This is a genomic window from Prevotella sp. P4-67 (assembly GCF_002251325.1).
Taxonomy (GTDB): domain Bacteria; phylum Bacteroidota; class Bacteroidia; order Bacteroidales; family Bacteroidaceae; genus Prevotella.
This window is the reverse complement of sequence record NZ_NPJL01000033.1, coordinates 41,258-62,957: the sequence shown is the minus strand read 5'-3', so window position 1 is coordinate 62,957 and position 21,700 is coordinate 41,258. Positions and strand designations below refer to the sequence as shown.

Annotated in this window: 17 protein-coding genes; 10 read left to right on the top strand and 7 right to left on the bottom strand. The window is 47.7% G+C overall.

Annotation, left to right across the window (positions count from 1 at the left end; genetic code table 11):
• Positions 1-38 precede the first annotated feature (38 nt).
• From CIK92_RS05095 to CIK92_RS05075, 5 genes are read left to right on the top strand one after another with little or no spacing between them, the layout of a single operon-like run.
• On the top strand, positions 39-2,621 hold the full coding sequence (locus CIK92_RS05095) for a BatD family protein (protein WP_094388441.1): 2,583 nt from the start codon (positions 39-41) through the stop codon (positions 2,619-2,621).
• Positions 2,622-2,637: 16 nt separating this feature from the next.
• A complete protein-coding gene (locus CIK92_RS05090) occupies positions 2,638-3,324 on the top strand; it encodes a phosphatase PAP2 family protein (protein WP_094388377.1) in 687 nt (228 codons plus the stop codon).
• Entirely contained in the window at positions 3,324-4,574 is a 1,251-nt protein-coding gene (locus CIK92_RS05085; RefSeq protein WP_094388376.1) for an S-adenosylmethionine:tRNA ribosyltransferase-isomerase, read from the top strand. The genes CIK92_RS05090 and CIK92_RS05085 overlap by 1 nt, the downstream gene beginning before the upstream one ends.
• 19 nt (positions 4,575-4,593) lie before the next feature.
• Positions 4,594-5,730: a DUF2027 domain-containing protein gene (locus CIK92_RS05080; RefSeq protein ID WP_094388375.1), complete on the top strand. Its 1,137-nt coding sequence runs from the start codon at positions 4,594-4,596 to the stop codon at positions 5,728-5,730.
• Positions 5,731-5,755: 25 nt separating this feature from the next.
• Positions 5,756-7,684: an NAD(+) synthase gene (locus CIK92_RS05075; protein ID WP_094388374.1), complete on the top strand. Its 1,929-nt coding sequence runs from the start codon at positions 5,756-5,758 to the stop codon at positions 7,682-7,684.
• A gap of 79 nt (positions 7,685-7,763) precedes the next feature.
• On the opposite strand, the gene xpt is transcribed toward CIK92_RS05075, so the two are convergent.
• From xpt to CIK92_RS05060, 3 genes are read right to left on the bottom strand one after another with little or no spacing between them, the layout of a single operon-like run.
• Positions 7,764-8,333, bottom strand: a complete 570-nt coding sequence (xpt, locus tag CIK92_RS05070; protein ID WP_094386407.1) for a xanthine phosphoribosyltransferase — start codon at positions 8,331-8,333, stop codon at positions 7,764-7,766.
• Between the two features lie 46 nt (positions 8,334-8,379).
• On the bottom strand, positions 8,380-9,171 hold the full coding sequence (gene nudC, locus CIK92_RS05065) for an NAD(+) diphosphatase (RefSeq protein ID WP_094388373.1): 792 nt from the start codon (positions 9,169-9,171) through the stop codon (positions 8,380-8,382).
• 4 nt (positions 9,172-9,175) lie between these two features.
• Positions 9,176-10,912, bottom strand: a complete 1,737-nt coding sequence (locus tag CIK92_RS05060) for a bifunctional UDP-sugar hydrolase/5'-nucleotidase (protein WP_094388372.1) — start codon at positions 10,910-10,912, stop codon at positions 9,176-9,178.
• 98 nt (positions 10,913-11,010) lie between these two features.
• Between CIK92_RS05060 and CIK92_RS05055 the strand changes: the two genes are divergently transcribed.
• The gene (locus tag CIK92_RS05055) at positions 11,011-11,685 is read left to right on the top strand and encodes a DnaJ domain-containing protein (RefSeq protein WP_094388371.1); all 675 of its coding nucleotides are present in this window, start codon (positions 11,011-11,013) and stop codon (positions 11,683-11,685) included.
• A gap of 436 nt (positions 11,686-12,121) precedes the next feature.
• Here CIK92_RS05055 and CIK92_RS05050 read toward each other — a convergent pair whose 3' ends face one another.
• Complete coding sequence (locus tag CIK92_RS05050; RefSeq protein ID WP_022310990.1) at positions 12,122-13,024, bottom strand: YitT family protein; 903 nt, start codon at positions 13,022-13,024, stop codon at positions 12,122-12,124.
• A 408-nt stretch (positions 13,025-13,432) separates the two neighbouring features.
• Between CIK92_RS05050 and lon the strand changes: the two genes are divergently transcribed.
• The 4 genes from lon to CIK92_RS05030 are packed head-to-tail and all read left to right on the top strand — an operon-like array spanning position 13,433 to position 19,983.
• Positions 13,433-15,892 carry an endopeptidase La gene (gene lon / locus CIK92_RS05045; protein ID WP_094388370.1) on the top strand — a complete coding sequence of 820 codons (2,460 nt, stop codon included), beginning with the start codon at positions 13,433-13,435 and terminating at the stop codon, positions 15,890-15,892.
• Positions 15,893-15,908: 16 nt separating this feature from the next.
• Positions 15,909-17,036 carry a tRNA guanosine(34) transglycosylase Tgt gene (gene tgt / locus CIK92_RS05040; RefSeq protein WP_094388369.1) on the top strand — a complete coding sequence of 376 codons (1,128 nt, stop codon included), beginning with the start codon at positions 15,909-15,911 and terminating at the stop codon, positions 17,034-17,036.
• Position 17,037: 1 nt separating this feature from the next.
• Positions 17,038-18,312 (top strand): LptF/LptG family permease, encoded by a 1,275-nt coding sequence (locus tag CIK92_RS05035; protein WP_022310987.1) that lies wholly within the window; start codon positions 17,038-17,040, stop codon positions 18,310-18,312.
• 36 nt (positions 18,313-18,348) lie between these two features.
• Complete coding sequence (locus tag CIK92_RS05030; RefSeq protein ID WP_094388368.1) at positions 18,349-19,983, top strand: DEAD/DEAH box helicase; 1,635 nt, start codon at positions 18,349-18,351, stop codon at positions 19,981-19,983.
• A 120-nt stretch (positions 19,984-20,103) separates the two neighbouring features.
• Here CIK92_RS05030 and CIK92_RS05025 read toward each other — a convergent pair whose 3' ends face one another.
• From CIK92_RS05025 to CIK92_RS05015, 3 genes are all read right to left on the bottom strand, one after another.
• Complete coding sequence (locus CIK92_RS05025) at positions 20,104-20,394, bottom strand: HU family DNA-binding protein (RefSeq protein ID WP_022310985.1); 291 nt, start codon at positions 20,392-20,394, stop codon at positions 20,104-20,106.
• Positions 20,395-20,400: 6 nt separating this feature from the next.
• Positions 20,401-20,823, bottom strand: a complete 423-nt coding sequence (locus tag CIK92_RS05020; RefSeq protein ID WP_158214738.1) for an META domain-containing protein — start codon at positions 20,821-20,823, stop codon at positions 20,401-20,403.
• Between the two features lie 233 nt (positions 20,824-21,056).
• Complete coding sequence (locus CIK92_RS05015; protein ID WP_144007788.1) at positions 21,057-21,650, bottom strand: hypothetical protein; 594 nt, start codon at positions 21,648-21,650, stop codon at positions 21,057-21,059.
• Positions 21,651-21,700: the final 50 nt, after the last annotated feature.

Below are 21,700 nucleotides of genomic sequence, written 5' to 3'. Positions count from 1 at the left end.
TTGTCAGATACGTGTTCTTTTTTATAATCGCAATCATAATGACAGACATATTGAATGAATTGAAGATGAAACGATATATATTGATACTCGTTGGTATTTATATTACAATGGCCATCAAGGGACAGCATATTAACGTTGCTGCCCCTTCTCGGGTTAATGTCGGTGAAAATTTCAGAGTGGCATATACAGTAAGCACTCAGGATGTCGATGATTTCAGATCAAACATGCGTTCTACTGACGAAGTCGAAGTCATCGCTGGACCTTATGCCTCCAAAGTCTCAAGTTTCAGTATGGTCAATGGTCATACAACTTCCAGTTCATCCATAACATACACATATACTCTATATGCCAACAAGGCCGGAATATTCACAGTTCCCGCCGCTCACGCTAAAATCCATGGCAAAACTATTGCCTCTCATAGTACAAAGATAACGATATCCGGTCAGGCGCGTAGCAACAATAACAATGCTCACAACAATCCAAACACTTCTGCCATCCATGAACAAGGTAGCAGAATATCTGGTAACGAACTCTTTATCAAGGTAAGTGCTAACAAACGCAAGGTTCATGAACAGGAGCCTATCTTACTGACTTACAAAGTGTATACAACGCTGGAGCTGACTCAGTTGGAAGGAAAGATGCCGGACTTGACAGGCTTCCATACACAAGAAGTCAAGTTGCCGCAACAGAAGAGTTTCCATATAGAGAGGGTTAATGGTCGTCCATATAGATGCGTAACATGGAGCCAGTATGTCATGTACCCTCAAATGACAGGTAGCTTGAAGATACCAAGCATCACTTTCCATGGTATCGTGGTTCAGGAAAATCGCTCGGTTGATCCTTTTGAGGCTTTCTTCAATGGCGGCTCTGGTTATGTGGAGGTAAAACGCGACATCGTTGCCCCGGGCTTGTCCGTTGAGGTAGAGCCGTTACCCACAAAACCGGCGAATTTCTCTGGCGGAGTCGGTAAATTCAATATCTCTGCCCAGGTAGACAACAAGGATATCAAGGCGGGTGAGCCTCTTAACTTCAGAGTCGTTATCGGTGGTTACGGCAACTTGAAACTTATCAAGCAGCCTGTTGTAAAGTTCCCCAAAGATTTCGACCAGTATGATGCAAAGATTACAGACAAGACCAAACTTACGTCCAATGGCTTGGAGGGAAACATGATTTATGATTTCCTTGCCGTTCCACGCAATCAAGGCAACTATACAATACCTCCTGTTGAACTCGTCTACTATGATGTTGACCGCAATCAGTATCGCACCGTGAAGACGCAGGCCATTAATTTGCAGATAGCTAAAGGCGATGGCAAGAGTGGTAGCGTCTCTGACTATGCCAAGGATCAAAATACTGATATCCGTGGCATCAAAGAAGGCGGAGTCACAATCAAAAATTTCTCTTCAATGTTCTTCGGTAGCGTAGCCTATTGGACTTCATTGATTATTGTAATAGTAATCTTTGTCGTATTGCTGGTTGTTTTCAGAAAGAGGGCAGTCCTTAACGCCGACGTGGTCAGAATCAAGGGTAAGAAAGCCAACAGAATTGCAACTAAACGACTGAGGAAGGCAAGCAAACTGATGATACAAGGTAAATCCGAAGAATTCTATGACGAGGTGCTTAGAGCCTTGTGGGGATATGTCGGCGACAAGTTGAATATGGCTATCGAAGAATTGTCAAGAGATAACATTTCACAGACATTGGCCAATCACAGCGTTGATGATGCCACCATCCAGAAGTTTACTGATGCCTTGACAGAATGCGAGTTTGAAAGATTTGCGCCCGGAGACCCTGCGGGCAATATGAACAAGACTTTTGAATCTGCAATGACTGCCATTATTGAAATTGAGAGAGTGATGAAAAAGAAGAACCGTATCAATACGAAAGCGTTGTTGGTAGTGATGGCGCTGGCAGTTTCATGCCAGGTTGGTGCTGTTACCAAAGAGAATGCTGACAAGGATTATAAGAGAGGTAACTACCAACAGGCAATACAGGATTATCAAGAGCTCCTGAAGAGCGGTAAATCTCCTGAGATTTATTATAATCTCGGCAATGCGTATTTTCGTTCTGACAACATTTCGCAATCAATTCTCGCCTACGAGCGTGCGTTGTTGTTGTCGCCCGGAGACGCCGATGTACGGTTTAACCTGAAGTTTGCGCGCAACAAGACCATCGACAAGATAGTACCAGAAGACCAGATGTTTTTTAAGACATGGTATCAGTCACTGGTATTTTACACTGGCATTGATTCTTGGGCTATTGTCAGCCTGGTGTCCATCATCGGAGCATTGTCTTTGGTCCTTTTCTACTTATTTGGCAATCGAGTATTGGTCAGGAAGGTAGGTTTCTATGGCGCCTTAGTTCTTATCGTTGTCACCGCATTCAGCATGCTTTTCGCGCAACAACAAAAGGAGATGCTGTTACACAGAACAGGCGCAATTATCATTTCTTCCACAGTAAATGTGAAGAAGACGCCCGCTCCTACATCTACCGATGTCTATGTATTGCATGAAGGTACGAAGGTAGACATAACAGACCAGTCCATAGAGGGTTGGTACGGCATCAAACTTGCTGATGGAAGAGAGGGATGGATTAAGTCTTCATCTTTGGAGAAGATATAATTAGCTGTAATAAAGCATGAATTATTCTACACTATATGCCGCAGACAAAACCTTGCTGATGGTCTTCAATGGGAGTCATTGCCCCTTTGTTGACAGATTGGCAGTGACGCTGACTTGCGGCTATATGTGGATACCGCTTTATATTGCCCTCTTGCTGTTGGTCATAAATAACCATAAAACTGTGGTCCAAATCTCATTGGTCATAAGCATGGCCTTGCTTGCTATAGTCTTGAGCGAGGGAATGGCAGACTTGATAGTTAAGCCACTCGTTGCTCGACTTCGCCCCATCCATGATACACTTATGCAAGATAGTGTTCAGGTCGTCAACAATTATCGTGCAGAGGGATATAGTTTCTTCTCTGCCCATGCATCCAACACTATGGCTGTGGCCGTTTTCTTCAGTTTGTTAGTTAAGGACCGACTCTTCGCATGTACCTTGATTACCTGGGCGCTCGTCAATTGTTGGACGCGGCTTTATCTTGGCGTCCATTATCCGAGCGACATTATCGTTGGGGTGGTGTGGGGCAGTGTCAGCGGCCTTTTTGCCTATACTATGTATAATAAGGTAAAAGACACAAGAAGCGTTAGGGCCTCCGATGACGCCGCGACCACCGATATGGCGTATCGTCGTTCAGATATCAACACAGTAATCAGCGTCATGGCGCTATTAGTTATATTCGCAATCATTTTTAGTTTGATATAATGGATACAAAACATATTAAAATCAGTGATTACAATTATCCGCTGCCCGATGAGAGGATAGCCAAATTTCCTCTTGCCCAGCGTGATCATAGCAAACTACTCTTGTATAAACACGGCGTAGTGTCGGAAGATGTTTTCAATCATCTGCCCGACCATTTGCCAGCTGGTGCATTGATGGTATTCAATAATACCAAAGTGATACAGGCGCGTATGCACTTCAGGAAGGAAACCGGCGCATTGATAGAGATATTCTTGATGGAGCCTGCTTTCCCCGTTGACTATGAGCAGATATTCCAGACACGTCGCCACTGCGCGTGGAGGTGCATGATTGGTAACCTCAAGAAATGGAAGGAAGGTTCTCTGCATCGCGAGTTTGACATCAACGGCCATAAGTTTGTCCTCTCCGTCAGCCGCGACAACTCTCAGAACACAGAGGTCGCCACTGGCACCAACTTCTGGATTAACTTAGATTGGGATTCCGACGAGGTAAGTTTTGCGGAAATCTTGGATTCCATCGGCGAGCTTCCTATACCGCCATATCTTAACCGCGAGACACAGGAAAGTGACAAGACAACATATCAGACTGTCTATTCCAAGATAAAGGGTTCTGTAGCAGCCCCTACAGCAGGACTTCATTTCACCAAGGATGTCCTTGAGGCTTTAGATGACAAGGGTATTCACCGCGAGGAGTTGACGCTCCACGTAGGCGCAGGAACCTTCAAGCCGGTCAAGACCGAGCAGATATGTGCCCACGAGATGCATAGCGAGTATATTGTCGTCAAGCGTACCACCCTGCAAACCCTCTTGCAGCACGACTGTAAGGCCATCGCCGTGGGAACGACAAGCGTCCGCACACTTGAGAGTTTATATTATATGGGTGTCAAATTGCAGTATAATCCCAATGCTACTGAAGACGAGCTCCATGTCAATCAATGGGAGCCTTATGACGACAACCGTAATGGCAAGATAGTTGATGGCATCAGCCCATGTCAAGCGATTCTGAATATACTGACATATCTTGAGACAAACCATCTTGAGGCACTGCATACAAGCACACAGATTATTATAGCTCCGGGTTTTGAGTACAAGATAGTCAAGATGCTCGTCACCAATTTCCATCAGCCACAAAGCACATTGCTTTTGCTGGTAAGTGCATTTGTCAATGGCGACTGGCGCAAGATATATGACTACGCGCTAAGCCACGATTTTCGTTTCCTCAGCTACGGAGACAGTTCATTATTAATTCCCTAATTATTAGAAACGTAAAGATATGAAAATAGGAGATAAAGTTAGCTTCCTCAGTGAAACCGGCGGCGGAGTCATTGCAGGATTTCAAGGTAAGAATATTGTCCTCGTTGAGGATGAAGACGGCTTCCAGATTCCAACCCCCATCAATGAGGTAGTGGTCATTGGCAATGACGATTATAGCATTGCCAAGGTAGTTGCCAAGACCGAAAGCAAGCCTAAAGACAACAAGAGTGTCAAGGCCCTGCTTGCAGATGGTACGGATTCCGATGTCGATACCGATGTCGAATATGTCGACATCGCCGACAAGGAAGTTACCTTTAAGATGCCAGCCGAAGAGCGCAAAGGCGGAAACATGCTATCATGCTATCTTGCCTTTGTCCCAATCAATATCAAGGAGATGACGACCACCCGGTTTGAAGCCTACCTTGTCAATGACTGCAACTATTGTCTGCAATACTCGTTCATGACTGCCGAAGGTAATGCCTGGACCCTACACTCACAGGGAGAAATCGAACCCAATACATCTTTATATATAGAAGAGGTAGGAAGAGAAGAGCTCAACAGCCTTCTCAAGATGGGATTCCAACTCTTTGCCTACAAGAGAGACAAGTCTTTCATCCTTAAACCTGTCGTTGAGGTTCAACTTAGGCTTGACCCCGTCAAGTTCTATAAACTCCACTCGTTCCAGAAGACCATTTATTTCGACACACCGGCATTGTTGTACACCATTGTCGAGGACGACAAGATTGCGCATCCTCTCCATATCGATGCAGCTGAATTGAAAAACAAGATGGCAGGCAACGTTGAACCTTCCCGTTTGGTGTCTGGCAAAGATACTGCCACCAAGCCACAGTCTGCACCGCGTCCGCGCAATAACGACGAACTGGTTGTCGACCTGCACATTGACGCTCTTCTCGACAGCACTGCTGGCATGTCGCATGCCGATATCCTCAACTATCAGATTGGCAAGTTCCAGGAAGTGCTGGATAAATACAGCACCCAGAAGGGCAAGAAGATTATCTTTATCCATGGCAAGGGCGAGGGCGTGTTGCGCCATTCCCTCATCAATATGCTCAATTACAAATATAAGAGATACCAGTATCAGGATGCATCATTCCAGGAGTATGGTTATGGAGCAACTCAGGTAACTATCAGATAACTTAACCAGTCACAAACAGAACATTATGAACTACGGATTTATAAAAGTCGCTTCGGCAGTTCCCTCTGTAAAGGTGGCAGATTGCAAATACAATGTCGAGCAGATAGAACAACAGATTATATTGGCCGAAGGGCAGGGGGTAGAGATTATTGTTTTCCCCGAACTGTCCCTTACTGGCTATACATGTCAGGACCTGTTTAGGCAGAACCTCTTGCTCGAAACCACAGAGAGTGCCATGCTCATGTTGCTCGACTTCACACGTCAGCTTAACATCATCTCCATCGTGGGTCTGCCCATCGCTGTTGGTGATTTGCTGCTCAACTGTGCCGCCATCATCCAGAAGGGCCAGATTTTGGGCATTGTTGCCAAGGAGTATCTGCCCAACTACAACGAGTTCTACGAGAAGCGTTGGTTTGCTTCTGTTCAAGACCTGCGCACTACCGAACTGCGCTTTGCCGGCAATCAGATTAACCTCTCCTTCACGCCGCAGATTTTTGTCACTTGCGATGGCGTAAGGTTTGGTGTCGAAATTTGCGAAGATGTCTGGGCCCCCACGCCTCCCAGCAATCACCTTGCGTTGGCAGGTGCCGATATCATCTTCAATCTTTCTGCCAGCGACGAACTGATTGGCAAGCACGATTATCTCTGCAAGTTGCTGGCTCAACAGAGCGCACGCACCATCACTGGATATGTCTATTCGAGTGCCGGCTTTGGCGAAAGCACCCAGGATGTAGTCTATGGCGGCAATGCATTGATATTTGAGAACGGCCATTTGCTGCAGAGCGGGCCGCGCTTTGCGATGACACCACAGATGCAGGTAGCTCAGATAGATGTTGAACGCCTGCGGACAGAGCGCCGAGGCAACACCACCTATGTCAATGCCCAGCGCCGAATGATAGGCGAAGACGTCATCTTCAAGAATGCCCACTCTATACTGCCCAAGGATTTCGTCCTGGAACGCCCAGTCGACGCCCATCCCTTTATACCTTCTCCCGACATGATGGAAAAGAGTTGTGAGGAAATATTGAACATCCAGGTTATGGGACTTGCCAAACGCCTTGTTCACACCGGTTGCCAGAAGGTTGTCATCGGCATAAGCGGTGGACTCGATTCCACTTTGGCATTATTGGTATGTGCCATGACATTCGACAAGTTAGGACTCGACCGCAGCGGAATTATCGGTGTGACCATGCCCGGTTTCGGCACCACTGACCGCACTTACACCAATGCCATCAAACTCATGCAGAGTCTCCACATTACCATCCGAGAGATAAGCATTGCCAAGAGCGTTACCCAGCACTTTGAGGATATTGGTCACGACATCTCTGTTCATGACACTACTTATGAGAACTCTCAGGCCCGAGAGCGTACCCAGATATTGATGGATGTAAGCAATCAGGAGGGTGGGCTCGTTATCGGTACGGGCGACCTGTCCGAGCTGGCTCTTGGTTGGTGTACGTACAATGGCGACCACATGAGCATGTATGCTGTCAATGCCAGCATCCCCAAGACACTTATTGCTTGTCTGGTCAAGTTTGTTGCTGGAACTATGGATGCCGACACCTCTGCCACTCTCCATGATGTGGTCGACACTCCCATCAGCCCCGAACTGGTTCCTGCCGACGAGGATGGAAATATTCAGCAGAAGACAGAGGACTTGGTTGGCCCCTACGAGCTCCACGACTTCTTCCTCTATTATTTCATGCGTCATGGATTCCGCCCGATGAAGATTTTCCTGCTTGCGCAGAAAGCCTTCGAAGGCCAGTACGACGATGACGTCATCAAGCATTGGCTCAAGACATTCTTCCGCCGCTTCTTCTCCCAGCAGTTCAAGCGCTCGTGTCTGCCCGACGGCCCCAAGGTTGGCAGCATCAGCCTGAGCCCCCGAGGAGACTGGCGTATGCCCAGCGATTCTTCGAGTGAGCTGTGGCTCAGAGAGTGTGAAATGCTCTAAGCCCGTCACCCACTTATAGAAATGATAAAGGCCATCTATTCAGCATAATAGATGGCCTTTATATTGATGTTTGGTCGTATTATTCACGTATCTTGATTTGGCAGTCGTCGAGAGAATCAATGATGGCGAGGCTCTCACAGCGTACGCCAGCCTCTTCGATGACTTCGCGACCATGCTGGAAGGCTTTCTCTATGATGAAACCCATGCCGACGAGCTCGCAGCCAGCCTGGTTGCACAGGTCGATGATACCCTTGGCGGCATTGCCATTGGCGAGGAAGTCGTCAATAAACAGCACCTTGTCTTCGGCGGTGAGATACTCCTTCGAGATGATTACGTTGTACTCTCTCTGCTTGGTAAAGGAGAACACGGTGGTAGAAAGCAGGCCCTCCATTGTCGAGGGTTTCTTCTTCTTGGCAAATACCACCGGCAGGTCAAGCAGGAAACCCATCATTACAGCCGGAGCGATGCCCGATGCTTCAATGGTGATAATCTTGTTGATTTCGGTGGATGCGTAGCGGCGTATAAATTCCACAGCTACCTGCTTCATAAGATTAGGGTCCATCTGATGGTTGATAAACTTGTCTACTTTCAAAATTCCTCCAGGATAACACTTACCCTCTTTCTTGATGCGGTCTATCAGAGTTTTCATCGCTTTGTATTGTTATATTTCTTGACTATGTGTGTTGATATGTTTGCTATTTGTCTTTGTCAAAGTTCTTCAGCCAGTTGTCTATCAGTTTTCGTGCCAATGACAGTTTTTCTGGTATCTGTGGGAGTTTGTCATAGCGGAACCACGCACCTTTACTCAACTCCGAGTATTGCAGATGCAGGTCGCCCGACTCGTACTCAGCATAGAAGCCCACCATCAGGCCGCAAGGGTAGGGCCAGGGCTGTGATGCCCAGTAGGTAAGGTTCTTGATGGTAAGCCCGGTTTCTTCCATGACCTCGCGGCGTACTGCTTCTTCGAGCGTTTCGCCTGTCTCTACAAATCCTGCCACCAGCCCGTAGAAATCTGTCTTGAAGTTTCGCGCGTGTACCAGCAGCACCTCGGGACCGCGGTGTATCAGCACGATGATGGCAGTGGCCAACTGCGGCCATATCTCCTTGCCGCAGTGCGTACACTTCTTGGATATGTCGGTGTGCATTGCCATAGGCGAACCGCAGCAGCCACAGTAGCGTGTGGTTGAGTCCCAATAGAGCAGCTCATGACATTTCCCCGCTTTCAGATAGAACTCGTTGGGAATTTTATAGAACGATGGTCTCAGCCCGCACATTTCATAGCGTCCGCTGTCATCCTGTATGGGTTCGCTGATGGCAAAAGCCTTGACCTGATGACCATCTTCAAAGGGCGAAACATTGAGTATATTGGTCCAGGGTTGAGTCTTCACCGGACTCTTGGGCCCACAGGGAATCATGTAGCTCCCATCTTCTTTGCGTTCCAGCAGCAGGCTGTCTTTGCAGAACACAAACCAATACGTATCGTTCATTGACTTACTTTTTACGATTGAACAGCAACTCGTAGTCACGCTTTGCAGCAGGCTTTACCAGCTGCTCTGGCACAAATCTCCAGTTGTTGTTGGGTTGTGGGTCAAGTGTTCCTTCGCTTTCGATGGCCTTCATCAGATAGTAGCGTTGGTCCTTGTCGCTGCGCCAAATTATCCTGCTTTCCAGACTGTCGTGGCTGATGCCGGCACCACGAGTGAGCAGTTCGCCGCCACCATTGCCACGATAGCTGTTTACAGCTACCTTATACCAGGCCTTGGGGTCAAACGGCTGTCCATTGCTCATGCGATGGATTGTGACCTTCTGGCCGTTAGGTTTGGTTACATCTACCTCGTAGTCTATGCCGGCTGCACTGTCAAAGTTGAACGAGAAGTTCTGGAAACCCATTCTCTGCTGGTCGTTTTTGGTATATTCATTCAACAGCAGCAGATGGTCGTCGGGCGACTGCATGGTGTTGACCCAGAGCGAATAACTCATCTCGAGATGCTTGCGTATCTCTTCGCCCGTGAGACGCATCACGTACAGCTGGTTTTCGTACTTGTACAGCTTGAACATATCGCTGACATAGATATCGCCTTTGTTGATTTGTGCGTCAAACAACAATGGTGCGTTGAAGGCTATGTCTGCGCCGGTAATCTTCAACTCCAGATTGAGTATCAGGTCATTGAAGGCACTTGAACCAAAGTAGCAATCACGTGTTGATATCGAATTGGCAAAGGTTCCTATCTTTTTGTTGACAAAGGCATTGATTTTGGAAATCCACTCTTCAAAGTGAGCCATATACTCTTTGTCGACCTCTATGTCTCTTACATCTACCAGCTGGCCCTCGACAGACTTCTTGCAGTGCTTTTTGCCTTTTTCTATCGTGATGGTCGCTTCAGCCACTTTTCGTGCTGCATTGGCAGGGTCGAGACACAGCACCTTGTTTCCGCTTTCGCTGGTGACATAGTCTGCATAAGGTGTATGGTCGTGACCGAACAGGATGAGGTCAAAGCCATCCACCTCGCGCGCCACCTTCAATGCAGCATCTTCTTCGTAGTCGGCGGTGACTATACCGCCTTCCTTTCCGCTGTGGAAGAGACCGATGATGACATCAGGCTTTTCATTGGCCTTGAGATAGTTCACCCATTCACGGGCAGCCGTAACCATATTTACAAAGGAGAGACCGCTCCACAGACGCTCTGTCAGCCAGTTGGGGATGGCTGGAGTTATCATTCCCAGCACGGCAATCTTCACTCCGCCGCGGTTAAGTATAGTATAAGGCTTGAGATAGGGCTTGCCTGTATTGGTGTCGATGATATTGGCTGCAATAACAGGGCATTTCACCTCCTTTATCCATTTGTCATACACCTCATGACCAGGCTCGACATCGTGGTTGCCTATGGTCTGTGCGTCGTACTTGAGGTAGTTCACCACCGAGGCGGCTATATTCTCAGATGTAGTGTCGATGTAGTTGGAATAGTAAGAGATAGGCTGCCCTTGCAGTATGTCGCCATTGTCGAGCAGTATCACATTGTCGCCATGTTGCTCGCGCAGCTGCTTGACATAACTGCTGACACGCGCCATCGACCCAGCCATCGGCCTGCGGTTGATGTAATCGTAGGGGAAGAAGCTGCCGTGAACATCACTGGTTTGAACAATTTTGATGGTGACCGTCTTGGATTTGGCCATGCATGTCAATCCGAAAGGAAGCAATAACGCCATAACTGCTATAAGTTTTTTCATATATTACCTTATTATATATTAGCATTGCAAAAGTACAAAATAATCGCGAGTTAGGCATGGTTTTTGCAATAAAAGTTGGCAGATAGGAGGATTTTAATATGGCATTTGTAGATTATTATAAGATTTTAGGTGTAGACAAGAACATCCCACAAAAAGATGTACAAGCAGCATACCGCAAGAGGGTAAAGCAGTTCCATCCGGACTTGCATCCCGATGACCCCAAAGCCAAAGCCAAGTTCCAGGCGCTCAACGAGGCGTATCAGGTAATCAACGACCCCGAGAAGCGTAAGAAGTACGACCAGTATGGAGAGCATTGGCGCGAGGCTGGCAACTTTGGCGGCCAGCAGGAAGCTGGGGGCTGGAGCAGTGGCAGTCCATTTGAGGGCTTTGATTTCAGCAGTATGGGTGGTGGAAGTGGTAATGGCTTCTCCAGTTTCTTCGAAAACCTGTTTGGAGGTGGTGGTTTCCATAGCCGTCATCAGTCTTCTATGCAGGGAGGTATGCAACAGGATATGGAAGCCTCTGTTTCCATCGATTTATACACAGCCTTGCTTGGCGGCGAGGTGATGGTCCAACTGGGTGATGGCTCGCGCATCAAACTGAGGGTTAAAGCTGAGACTCAGAATGGTACCAAGGTTAGACTGCGCGCAAAGGGATATGACCTGGGCAATGGCCAACGCTCCGATTTGATTATCACCTACAACGTCACTCTCCCCACTGGGCTCAATGCACGCCAGAAAGAGCTGCTCAGACAGATGCAGCAGCTGTCATAGCACCAAGCACAGCATCAGGTTGATGCGCGACAAGACTTTCATGATTTTATAGATAGACTCCGTTTGTCATTCCGTAAGGATGATGAACGGAGTTTTTTCGTTTACCATCCATTCCTTCCCCTTGCTGTCTATCGCTATAAGCCGCCGATTGCAGTCTGTCATCGCTGGGAACACCAATTCATTCCAAGTGCATCAAGAATAATCTCTCCTCATAGTTGTCATCCTGCTCGAGATGAAATAATTCTTGAGTTCAAACTGTGAATTATTCATTTCGCGCTTCCAAACCGTCGTTTCAAACCGCGATTTTCCTAATTCGCACCCCGCAACCACTCTGTCTATGGTCTGGGCAGACGATGACGCGCATGGGGCAAAAAAATAGGCATGCACTATGCGAATGACCATGGTGCATGCCTATGTCTGGATGTCGACGACACGTCTATTTGATAGTGTCAAATCCCTGTCCGAAGACACCGTGACAGAAAGTCTGTGAGATAAGAGCCTCGGGGTCTATGCTCTTGATGTGGTTGAGCACATCCTGCGACTCATATTTGCGCGCCAGCACCATCAGCACATGCACATCGTGCTTGGAGTACCATCCTGTGCCTTGGAGCAGGGTGACGCCGCGATTGACGTCCTTGTTGATGGTATCAGCAATCTGCTCGTATTTCTTGGAAATGATGAGGAATTGCACCGTCTGCCTGGTACCGTTGATGATGTAGTCGCACGTGACGCTGGCTATGAGCGTAAAGGCGATACCATAGATGATGATTTCGGTACTGTGGTATAGCAGGTACGACGAACTGATAATGGTAAAGTCAATGAACTGCATGGCTCGCCCGAAGCTCAAACTGAATTTCTTGTTCAGCCATGCCACGATGATGTCGGTGCCGCCCGTAGAACCGTTGTGGCTGAACACAATGCCCAATCCGGCTCCACCCAGAATTCCACCTATTAGCACATGCATGAAGCGGTCTTCACCTACGGTGATGACAAGGTGGTGGGCAAAGAACGGCTGCATGACTCCGATAACCAGAGACAGTATGGTGACGCCGATAATCGTACGTATGGTAAACTGCTTGTTGAGCGCCCTGAAACCGATGAGAAGCAGCGTGATATTCAATACCCAGATAGAGATGGCGGTGGGGATGTCGAATGCGTAATACAGCAATGCCGAGATACCCGACACGCCACCCATGACAAACTTCTCGGGGAGGATGAATGCGGTATAACCAAACGCATAGGAGGAAATACCCAGCGTGATGAACAATAGGTCCATCAGCTCGTGCTTTACATAACTCTTAGTACCGAATGCGGCGATACTCTCGTGGTCTTTGTTCATCTTGTTTATGTGATTGAGGTCAATAATTCATATTTTAATAGATGTGTAGGTGTCAAGTGTGCCGCTCAGCGTCCAAGTAGCAGTTGCTATGACGATGCAAATTTAATAATTTATTATGACTCTCTTTTCAAGTTCATCCATTTTTTCTATGCACAATGGTCATTTTATTCCAAAAGATGGTTTCGGGAGTCCCCTCGTGGCTCTGCCCGCATGAATAACCTATGCCACTAAGGTCGGAAGATAGTCGCATCAATCTCGTCCTCAAATCGCGCGGTCATGACGGCGTGATTTCTTAAAACTGAACGATATCAATAGTTTTTAGTTACTTATTATAAAATAAGAAACTGAGATAACCTTAAATTGAATAAAAATGACTAACTTTGCAGTTCAAATTGAAAGCGAACCATAATGGACGAAAGAAATAAAGCATCAATACAGATGATAGCAGAGTATGATGGAGATATCACCAACCTCTATGGTACGACACCGGAAGGGGTTGTTCCAATTCTGGCAACACGCAATATGGTGATGTTCCCTGCCGTCATTTCGCCTATTCTCGTAGGCCGCGAGCAGAGTGTAAACCTCCTCAACTATCTGGATAAGCACCCCGGCACACTCATAGCCATCTTCTCACAGAAGAACCCTGATATAGAGCATCCTCGCGAGGAAGACCTCTATCGCTATGGCTGTTATGCCAAACTGGTAAGACGCATCGAGCTTCCTGGTAGTGAAAACTGTACCGCCATCTTCCAAATGATGGGCCGTTGCCACCTGGACAGCATCGAGAAGACGCGTCCCTATCTCTGTGGAGCCGTATCAGAACGCTCGGAAATCATGCCCGATGTCAACGACAAGGCATTCAATACTGCCATGATAGACCTGGTGGCCGCCTCAAAGGAGTTTATCCATAAGAATGACGAGCTGGCAGACGAGATGGTGTTCTCTATTGATAACATCCATAGTCCCATAATCAGTCTCAACTTCCTCTGCACGGCTCTGCCGTTCTCGGTAAAAGACAAGATGGAGCTTCTCGAGGAGAGCAACCTGATGGACCGTGCGCTCAACACCTTGCGCCTGCTCAACCGCGAGCTGCAGTTCCTGCAGTTGCGCAATCAGATTCGTATGAAGACGCGTGAAGAGCTCGACGAACAGCAGCGCGAGTACTTCCTGCAGCAGCAGATCAAGAACATCAAGGAAGAGCTGGGCCGTGGCGAAGGCTCGCCCGAGAAGAGAGAGCTCGAAGAGAAAGCCCGCAATAAGAAATGGTCGAGCGAAGTGGCTAAAGTTTTTGAGAAAGAGCTGGAAAAACTCGACATACTTAACCCCCAAAGTCCTGACTACAGTGTGCAACTCAACTACCTGCAGACCTATGTGTCTCTGCCTTGGGGCGAGTACACCCAGGACGACCTGGACCTCAAGCGTGCGCAGCGCATTCTCGACCATGACCACTATGGCATGGAGAAAGTGAAAGAGCGCATCCTCGAGTATATTGCCGTGCTTAAATTAAGAGGTGACCTCAAGTCGCCCATCATCTGCCTTTACGGTCCTCCCGGTGTGGGCAAGACCAGTCTTGGCAAGAGCATCGCTTCGGCCTTGCGCCGCAAGTATGTGCGCGTGTCACTGGGCGGACTCCATGACGAGTCTGAAATCAGAGGTCACCGCCGTACGTATATCGGTGCCATGCCCGGCCGTATCATCAAGAGCATCCAGAAGGCAGGTTCTTCCAACCCCGTCTTCATCCTCGACGAGATTGACAAGATTACACAGAACACGCACAATGGCGACCCCTCGTCGGCTCTGCTTGAGGTGCTTGACCCTGAACAGAACACGGCTTTCCACGACAATTATCTCGATGTCGATTACGACCTGTCCAAAGCCATGTTTATAGCCACAGCCAATGAGCTGAACACCATTCCCCGTCCTCTGCTCGACCGTATGGAAATCATAGAGGTGAGCGGATATATCACCGAGGAAAAAATAGAGATAGCCAAGCGCCATCTGGTTCCCCGCGAACTGGAAAACAATGGCTTTGTCAAGGTCGGCGAGAAACCTACCTTCACCAAGGCTGCCCTCGAAACCATCATCGAGCGATATACACGCGAAAGCGGTGTGCGCCAGTTGGAAAAGCAGATCAACAAGTCTCTGCGCAAGATGGCATATCAGATGGCTAAAGAAGGCTCTCTGCCATTGAAGAAGGTGACACCCAAAGAACTGGAAGGCCTGTTGGGCAAGCCACCTTTCTATCGCGACATCTATCAGGGCAATGCCTATGCTGGAGTGGTGACAGGCCTGGCCTGGACAAGCGTGGGAGGCGAAATACTCTTCATCGAAACATCGCTCAGCAAGGGTAGGGCAGGCAAGCTCACCCTGACAGGTAATCTGGGTGATGTCATGAAGGAAAGTGCCGTTATTGCACTTGAATATGTCAAGGCCCATGCTGAACGCCTGAATGTAGACTACCGCATATTCGACCAGTACAATATGCATATCCATGTGCCAGAGGGCGCTACGCCCAAAGACGGCCCATCGGCTGGTATCACCATCGCCACCTCGATAGCTTCGGCCATCACCCAGCGCAAGGTAAGAAAGAACACAGCCATGACAGGCGAGATTACCCTGAGAGGCAAGGTGCTGCCTGTGGGTGGCATCAAGGAGAAAATCCTGGCAGCCAAGCGTGCGGGAATTACAGATATACTGATGTGTGCGGACAACCGCAAGGATATCGAAGAGATACCCGCCATGTATCTTGAAGGAGTAAACTTCCACTATGTGGAGAATATTCAGGATGTGTGGGACTATGCCTTGCTGGATGAGAAGGTAGCCAATGCGGTACACTTTGATATAGAAGAAGACAAGAAAGAGAAATAACGAAGACGATAAAGAAATGACGTTTGAACTACAACATACAGATACATACAGTGATGCCCGCACGGGTATCATAACCACCGACCACGGCCAGATAAAAACCCCGATATTCATGCCGGTAGGTACGTGTGGCACTGTCAAGGGTGTGCATTTTGAAGAGCTTCGCCAACAGGTGAAGGCCCAGATTATCCTTGGCAACACCTATCATCTGTATCTCAGACCCGGACTTGAGGTGCTCCGTAAGGCTGGTGGTCTGCACGGTTTCAACGGTTGGGAGAAACCTATCCTCACCGACAGTGGCGGTTTTCAGGTCTTCTCTCTGACCGGTATAAGAAAACTGCGTGAAGAGGGTTGTGAGTTCCGTTCTCATATCGATGGCTCCAAGCATATCTTCACTCCTGAAAATGTGATGGACACTGAACGCGTGATTGGTGCCGACATCATGATGGCGCTCGATGAGTGTCCTCCTGGAAAGAGCGACTATGAATACGCCAAGAAAAGCCTCGGCCTTACCCACAGATGGCTGGACCGCTGTATCAAACGCTTCGAGGAAACCGAGCCCCTGTATGGCTACAAGCAGAGCCTGTTCCCCATTGTTCAGGGATGTACCTACAAGGACCTGCGTCGTGAAGCTGCCAAGTTTGTGGCTGACAAAGGTGCCGACGGCAATGCCATCGGCGGTCTGGCAGTAGGAGAGCCCAAGGAGGTAATGTATGAGATGATAGAGGTGGTCAATGACATTCTGCCCAAGGCCAAGCCCCGATACCTCATGGGTGTGGGTACGCCCGAAAACATACTGGAAGCCATCGCCCGAGGCGTGGATATGTTTGACTGCGTAATGCCTACGCGCAACGGTCGCAATGCCATGCTCTTCACCTACCAGGGTACGATGAACATGCGCAACAAGAAATGGGAAATGGACTTCAGCCCCATTGACCCTGACGGTTGCGAAACCGACCTGGTGTATACCAAGGCCTACCTTCACCATCTGTTTAAGGCTCAGGAGCTGTTGGCTATGCAGATAGCAAGTATCCACAACTTGGCATTCTATCTTCGTCTGGTCACCGATGCCCGCAAGCATATCGAACAAGGTGATTTCATGCAGTGGAAGAACAGCATAGTAGAACTGTTAGGAAGGAGAATCTGATATGGCTAACATTAGAGATTTAAGACGTCACTTTACGCGCTATAAGATAGCCAGATGGATAAGCACCCATCCAGTGTGGATGCATAGACTTATCAAATGGCTATACGACCACACCGCTGGCGTGCGCAATGTGCTGCATAAAGTGTACAGGCAATTGAAGTGGCTGCGTTTTCTCAGTCCATCCAATTATCTGAAGCGACTCGACTGGTATATTGTCCGTAAGTTTATTGGTACTTATGTATTTGCCATCGCGCTGATAATCTCGTTGGCAATCGTCTTTGACGTCAACGAGAACCTGGAGAAATTCAGCCGTTTCCATGCTCCGCTCGAAGCCATTGTCTTTGACTATTATGTCAACTTCGTTCCTTATTTCTCTAATCTGTTCAGCCCGTTGTTTGTCTTCATCGCCGTAATATTCTTTACATCTAAACTGACAAGCAATTCGGAGATTGTAGCGATGTTGGCGGCTGGTGTATCCTTCAAGCGTCTGCTGCGTCCCTATATGTTCTCCTGTGTGCTTATTGCCATGCTGTCTTATTATCTCAGTGCCTATGTCATCCCCCATGGTACGGTAATCAGACAGAACTTTGAGGCAAAATACAAAAACCGCACCAAGAACACCTCGGCCGAGAACGTGCAGCTGCAGGTGGGTAAGGGCATTATCGCCTACATACAGCACTATGACAACAACCAGAAGAAAGGTTACGGTTTCTCTTTGGACAAGTTCGAAAACAAGAAGCTGGTAAGTCACCTGACAGCTATGGAGATACAATATGACACCATCTCTGATTCAAAGTTCCACTGGACAGCCAGCAACTGGAAAATAAGACAGCTCAAAGGCCTCAAAGAGCGTATTACGAGTGGCACTAAACTTGATACGCTGATACAGATGGAGCCTACCGACCTGGTCTACTCAAAGGGCCAGCAGGAGACGTTTACCAGTCCTGAGCTGAAAGACTACATTTCCAAGCAGATAGACCGTGGTAGTGGCAATGTGGTGCAATACCAGGTGGAATATCATAAACGAATAGCGTCGTCGTTTGCGTCATTTATCCTGACAATCATTGGATTCTCATTGTCATCACGCAAGCGAAAGGGCGGTATGGGCTTGTATTTGGGTATAGGTCTGGCTCTGAGTTTCACCTACATTATGCTGCAGACCGTATCTTCAACATTTGCAATCAACGCTGGATTCCCACCGTTCCTGGCGGCATGGATTCCTAATGTTATATTTGCCTGTGTAGCTTATTATTGCTATCGACAGGCTCCCAATTAGTATTACATTGGCTGTAAGCCATTAAGTTAGTAGAATATGTATTTTGACGAATTAGATTTAAATGACAACGTATTGGATGCACTCTATGATATGCATTTCGAAGAGTGTACTCCTGTTCAGGAAAACTGTATTCCTGAAATACTCAAAGGCCGTGATGTGCTGGGAGTAGCACAGACTGGAACCGGAAAGACGGCAGCCTATCTGCTGCCCATACTCTCCAAGTTGGATAGCGGAGGCTATCCCAAGGACTCCATCAATTGTGTCATCATGTCGCCGACCCGCGAGCTGGCGCAACAGATAGACCAAGCGTTCCAAGGTTTCGGCTACTATCTCAACGGAGTAAGTAGCGTGCCTGTATATGGTGGCAACGATGGTAACCGTTTTGACCAGGAAACCAAGGGTATGCGTATGGGCGCTGACGTCGTAATCGCAACTCCCGGACGATTTATCAGCCATATTAATATAGGTAATGTAGATTTGAGCAAGACGTCATTCTTCATCCTTGATGAAGCCGACAGAATGTTGGATATGGGCTTTTCGGAAGATATTCTGACCATAGCCAAGCTGTTGCCAAAGGACTGCCAGGTAATTATGTTCTCGGCCACCATGCCGAAGAAGATAGAGGACCTGGCAAAGACTCTACTGAAAGACCCTGTGGTCATCAAACTCGCCGTAAGCAAACCGGCTGAGAAAATCAAGCAGAGCGCTTACCTGTGTTACGAGCCCCAGAAGATATCGATTATCAAATGGCTGTTCAAGCAGGATGAACTGAAGCGCGTGATAATCTTCTGCGGAAAGAAGACCAAGGTAAAGGAGGTAAGTCGCGCACTGACCAAGGCCAAGATTTCTGTGGGAGAGATGCACTCAGACCTTTCGCAGGCTGAGCGTGACGATATCATGTTCAAATTTAAGAGCGGACAGATAGATGTGCTCGTAGCTACCGATATTGTGGCACGCGGAATAGATATCGACGACATCGCTATGGTCATCAATTATGATGTGCCACACGATGCAGAAGACTATGTACACCGTATTGGTCGTACCGCGCGTGCAGACCGTGATGGTGCCGCCATCACTTTTGTCAGCGATCTGGATATCGCTGCCTTCAAAGACATAGAGAAGTTCCTCGAAAAAGAAGTTGAGAAAAATCCTCTTCCTGAAGGTATGGAAGGTCCAGAATACAAGGTGGTCAAGGCTAAGGCCAAATCAATTCGCCGCAAGAGCAGAGACCAGAATGCCCATAAGCACAAGCCTCGCAAGGACTCTGAAAGTGGCAAGGAGCAGAACAGACAGTCTAACGAAGTCAAGGAAAAGCAGAAGTCTGCCGACAAGGGAGATAATGGCAAAAACAGAAGAAGACGCAACCCTGACAACAAGCCCAGCCAGCCAGCTATGGACAAGCCCGTCAACCAGCAGGATAAAGGCGACAAGGCAAAGGTCAAGGGTGACAAGGCAAGAGACAAGAGCGACAAACCCAAGGATAAAAAGTATAACAAGCCAAAGCATCGTCGTCCAAACTCTGTGAAGAAAGACGGAACTGTGAATGCAAAACCGCAGATGACAACTCCAGCTCGCCAGGAGCGTGCAAAAACTGAGAAGAAAGATGCTTCGGGTATTTCCGGCTTGCTCAAAAAGCCTATGAAGTGGCTGAAGTCGCTGACCAAGAAATAGGCAAGAACGAGAAATCAAAGGATAGGACCCTTATAGATTTCTATAAACTTGACAAATGATAAAAGTCGCTTATCTACAAGCAAGATAAGCGACTTTTCCATTTAATATACACCTTGCAGATTACTCTGCAGAATGCTTGCGACTGTAAATGGCCATATTGTCAGAAGCCTTAAAGGCAATTTTATCATGGGCTTCGATTTCAATACGCTCTTTGGTGTTGGGATTGAAACCTGTACGTGCCTGGCAGCTCTTGATATAGAAACGGCCGAAATCGGGAATGGCCACCTCGCCGTCTCCCTCGCAGATGTTGTCGGCTATACAGCCTAATACTGTGTTCAGAAGTTTGCCGGCCTGGGCTTTGGATACTCCAGCCTTTTCGGCAATCTGTGCTGTAAGTTGAGCTCTATTCATAACTTATTACTTTTTCTTTTTCAACAAAAATATCTCGCTATTGGCATTATCTGTCAGCACCAACTCTCCATCGTTGTTGACGTCAAATCGCTTCACCTTGTCCAGAGCCTTCAATACCTTCTGCTCATTGGTCATATCGGCGCACATCATGAGCGTGCATCCCATACCACTGAGGTCTATTTTGTTGTTCTTTGTTTTGAGCAGACCTGTAAGGCTGTTGCACCCCGTGTTACCATAAACTCGCTTGTCCTTGGTGTTAAACCCTAAGAAGGGTATCTCATCTCCGGCTTTTTTGTCTATTGCACTACCGTTGATACGTTCTATCGTCCATTCGCCAGACAAATCAGCCACTGACGCCATCTTCTGGGTGGAACTACAGCTTGTCATCAAGGCAATTGCTGCCATGGAAATAAATAAGTTCTTATTCATTCTTATGATTGTTATTATTATGATACATGCAAAGGTAGTCAAAAATTGAGGCATGGAGAAATAATGCCATGTTTTTTTGTTCGTTCTCCACGTTTTCCGTCCATCTCAGCATGGTGTTCTGGTAAGCAATGATACATACATCTATGAAAAAACCTCAGGACAACAGGTGTCCTGAGGCTGTAAGTCTTAATCTATGATTAATGAGTCAAGCCATATTCATGATGGCATGGTGATTACTTTTCACACTTCTGCTCTTCCTTCTTGTGGTGGTCGCAGCTTTTGCAGTTTTCCTTCAGTTTGGCAATCTGCTCAGCATTCAGGATGGTCTGAAGTTCCTTCATATATTCTTCGTGCAGCTGCTTCATCTTCTTGGGACACATCTTCTTGTGATGATGCTGGCCCTGCTGCTTCTTGCAGTGGCCTTCGCCGGCGGCATGATTTTCCTTGGAGCACTTCTTCTCGGTCTCTACCTTCTTATCGCAGCAACCGTCTTTCTTCTGTTCGTCTTTCTTGTCGCAGCAGCCATCTTGCTTCTTCTCATCTTTCTTGCAAGTGCCTTCATTCTTATGCTCACCCTTGCCGCAGCAATCTTTCTTCTCAGCGTGCTTGCCTTCGCAGACTGCAGACTGCAGCTTCAATTCAAAATTCTTGTTGAGTTCCAGAACCTTGGCTTTCTGAGCCTCATCCAAACCGAGCTTCTGGGCCATCATCTCAGTCTTGTGCTGAGCCTTATCCTGCTTCTTGCAAGAGCCACACTTCGCTTCCTGAGCGTTAACACTTGTTCCTATCAGCACTGAGGCTAATAATGTCAATACGAACTTTTTCATAATTTTCTTTTTAATTGTTTATTTGTTAATGTACTCTATTAATTAAGACG

Excerpts from the sequence above, each read along its gene's own strand:
- CIK92_RS05095 (WP_094388441.1), top strand. The coding sequence starts at position 39 with ATGACAGACATATTGAATGAATTGAAGATGAAACGATATATATTGATA.
- CIK92_RS05090 (WP_094388377.1), top strand. The coding sequence starts at position 2,638 with ATGAATTATTCTACACTATATGCCGCAGACAAAACCTTGCTGATGGTC.
- CIK92_RS05085 (WP_094388376.1), top strand. The coding sequence starts at position 3,324 with ATGGATACAAAACATATTAAAATCAGTGATTACAATTATCCGCTGCCC.
- CIK92_RS05080 (WP_094388375.1), top strand. The coding sequence starts at position 4,594 with ATGAAAATAGGAGATAAAGTTAGCTTCCTCAGTGAAACCGGCGGCGGA.
- CIK92_RS05075 (WP_094388374.1), top strand. The coding sequence starts at position 5,756 with ATGAACTACGGATTTATAAAAGTCGCTTCGGCAGTTCCCTCTGTAAAG.
- xpt (WP_094386407.1), bottom strand. The coding sequence starts at position 8,333 with ATGAAAACTCTGATAGACCGCATCAAGAAAGAGGGTAAGTGTTATCCT.
- nudC (WP_094388373.1), bottom strand. The coding sequence starts at position 9,171 with ATGAACGATACGTATTGGTTTGTGTTCTGCAAAGACAGCCTGCTGCTG.
- CIK92_RS05060 (WP_094388372.1), bottom strand. The coding sequence starts at position 10,912 with ATGAAAAAACTTATAGCAGTTATGGCGTTATTGCTTCCTTTCGGATTG.
- CIK92_RS05055 (WP_094388371.1), top strand. The coding sequence starts at position 11,011 with ATGGCATTTGTAGATTATTATAAGATTTTAGGTGTAGACAAGAACATC.
- CIK92_RS05050 (WP_022310990.1), bottom strand. The coding sequence starts at position 13,024 with ATGAACAAAGACCACGAGAGTATCGCCGCATTCGGTACTAAGAGTTAT.
- lon (WP_094388370.1), top strand. The coding sequence starts at position 13,433 with ATGGACGAAAGAAATAAAGCATCAATACAGATGATAGCAGAGTATGAT.
- tgt (WP_094388369.1), top strand. The coding sequence starts at position 15,909 with ATGACGTTTGAACTACAACATACAGATACATACAGTGATGCCCGCACG.
- CIK92_RS05035 (WP_022310987.1), top strand. The coding sequence starts at position 17,038 with ATGGCTAACATTAGAGATTTAAGACGTCACTTTACGCGCTATAAGATA.
- CIK92_RS05030 (WP_094388368.1), top strand. The coding sequence starts at position 18,349 with ATGTATTTTGACGAATTAGATTTAAATGACAACGTATTGGATGCACTC.
- CIK92_RS05025 (WP_022310985.1), bottom strand. The coding sequence starts at position 20,394 with ATGAATAGAGCTCAACTTACAGCACAGATTGCCGAAAAGGCTGGAGTA.
- CIK92_RS05020 (WP_158214738.1), bottom strand. The coding sequence starts at position 20,823 with ATGAATAAGAACTTATTTATTTCCATGGCAGCAATTGCCTTGATGACA.
- CIK92_RS05015 (WP_144007788.1), bottom strand. The coding sequence starts at position 21,650 with ATGAAAAAGTTCGTATTGACATTATTAGCCTCAGTGCTGATAGGAACA.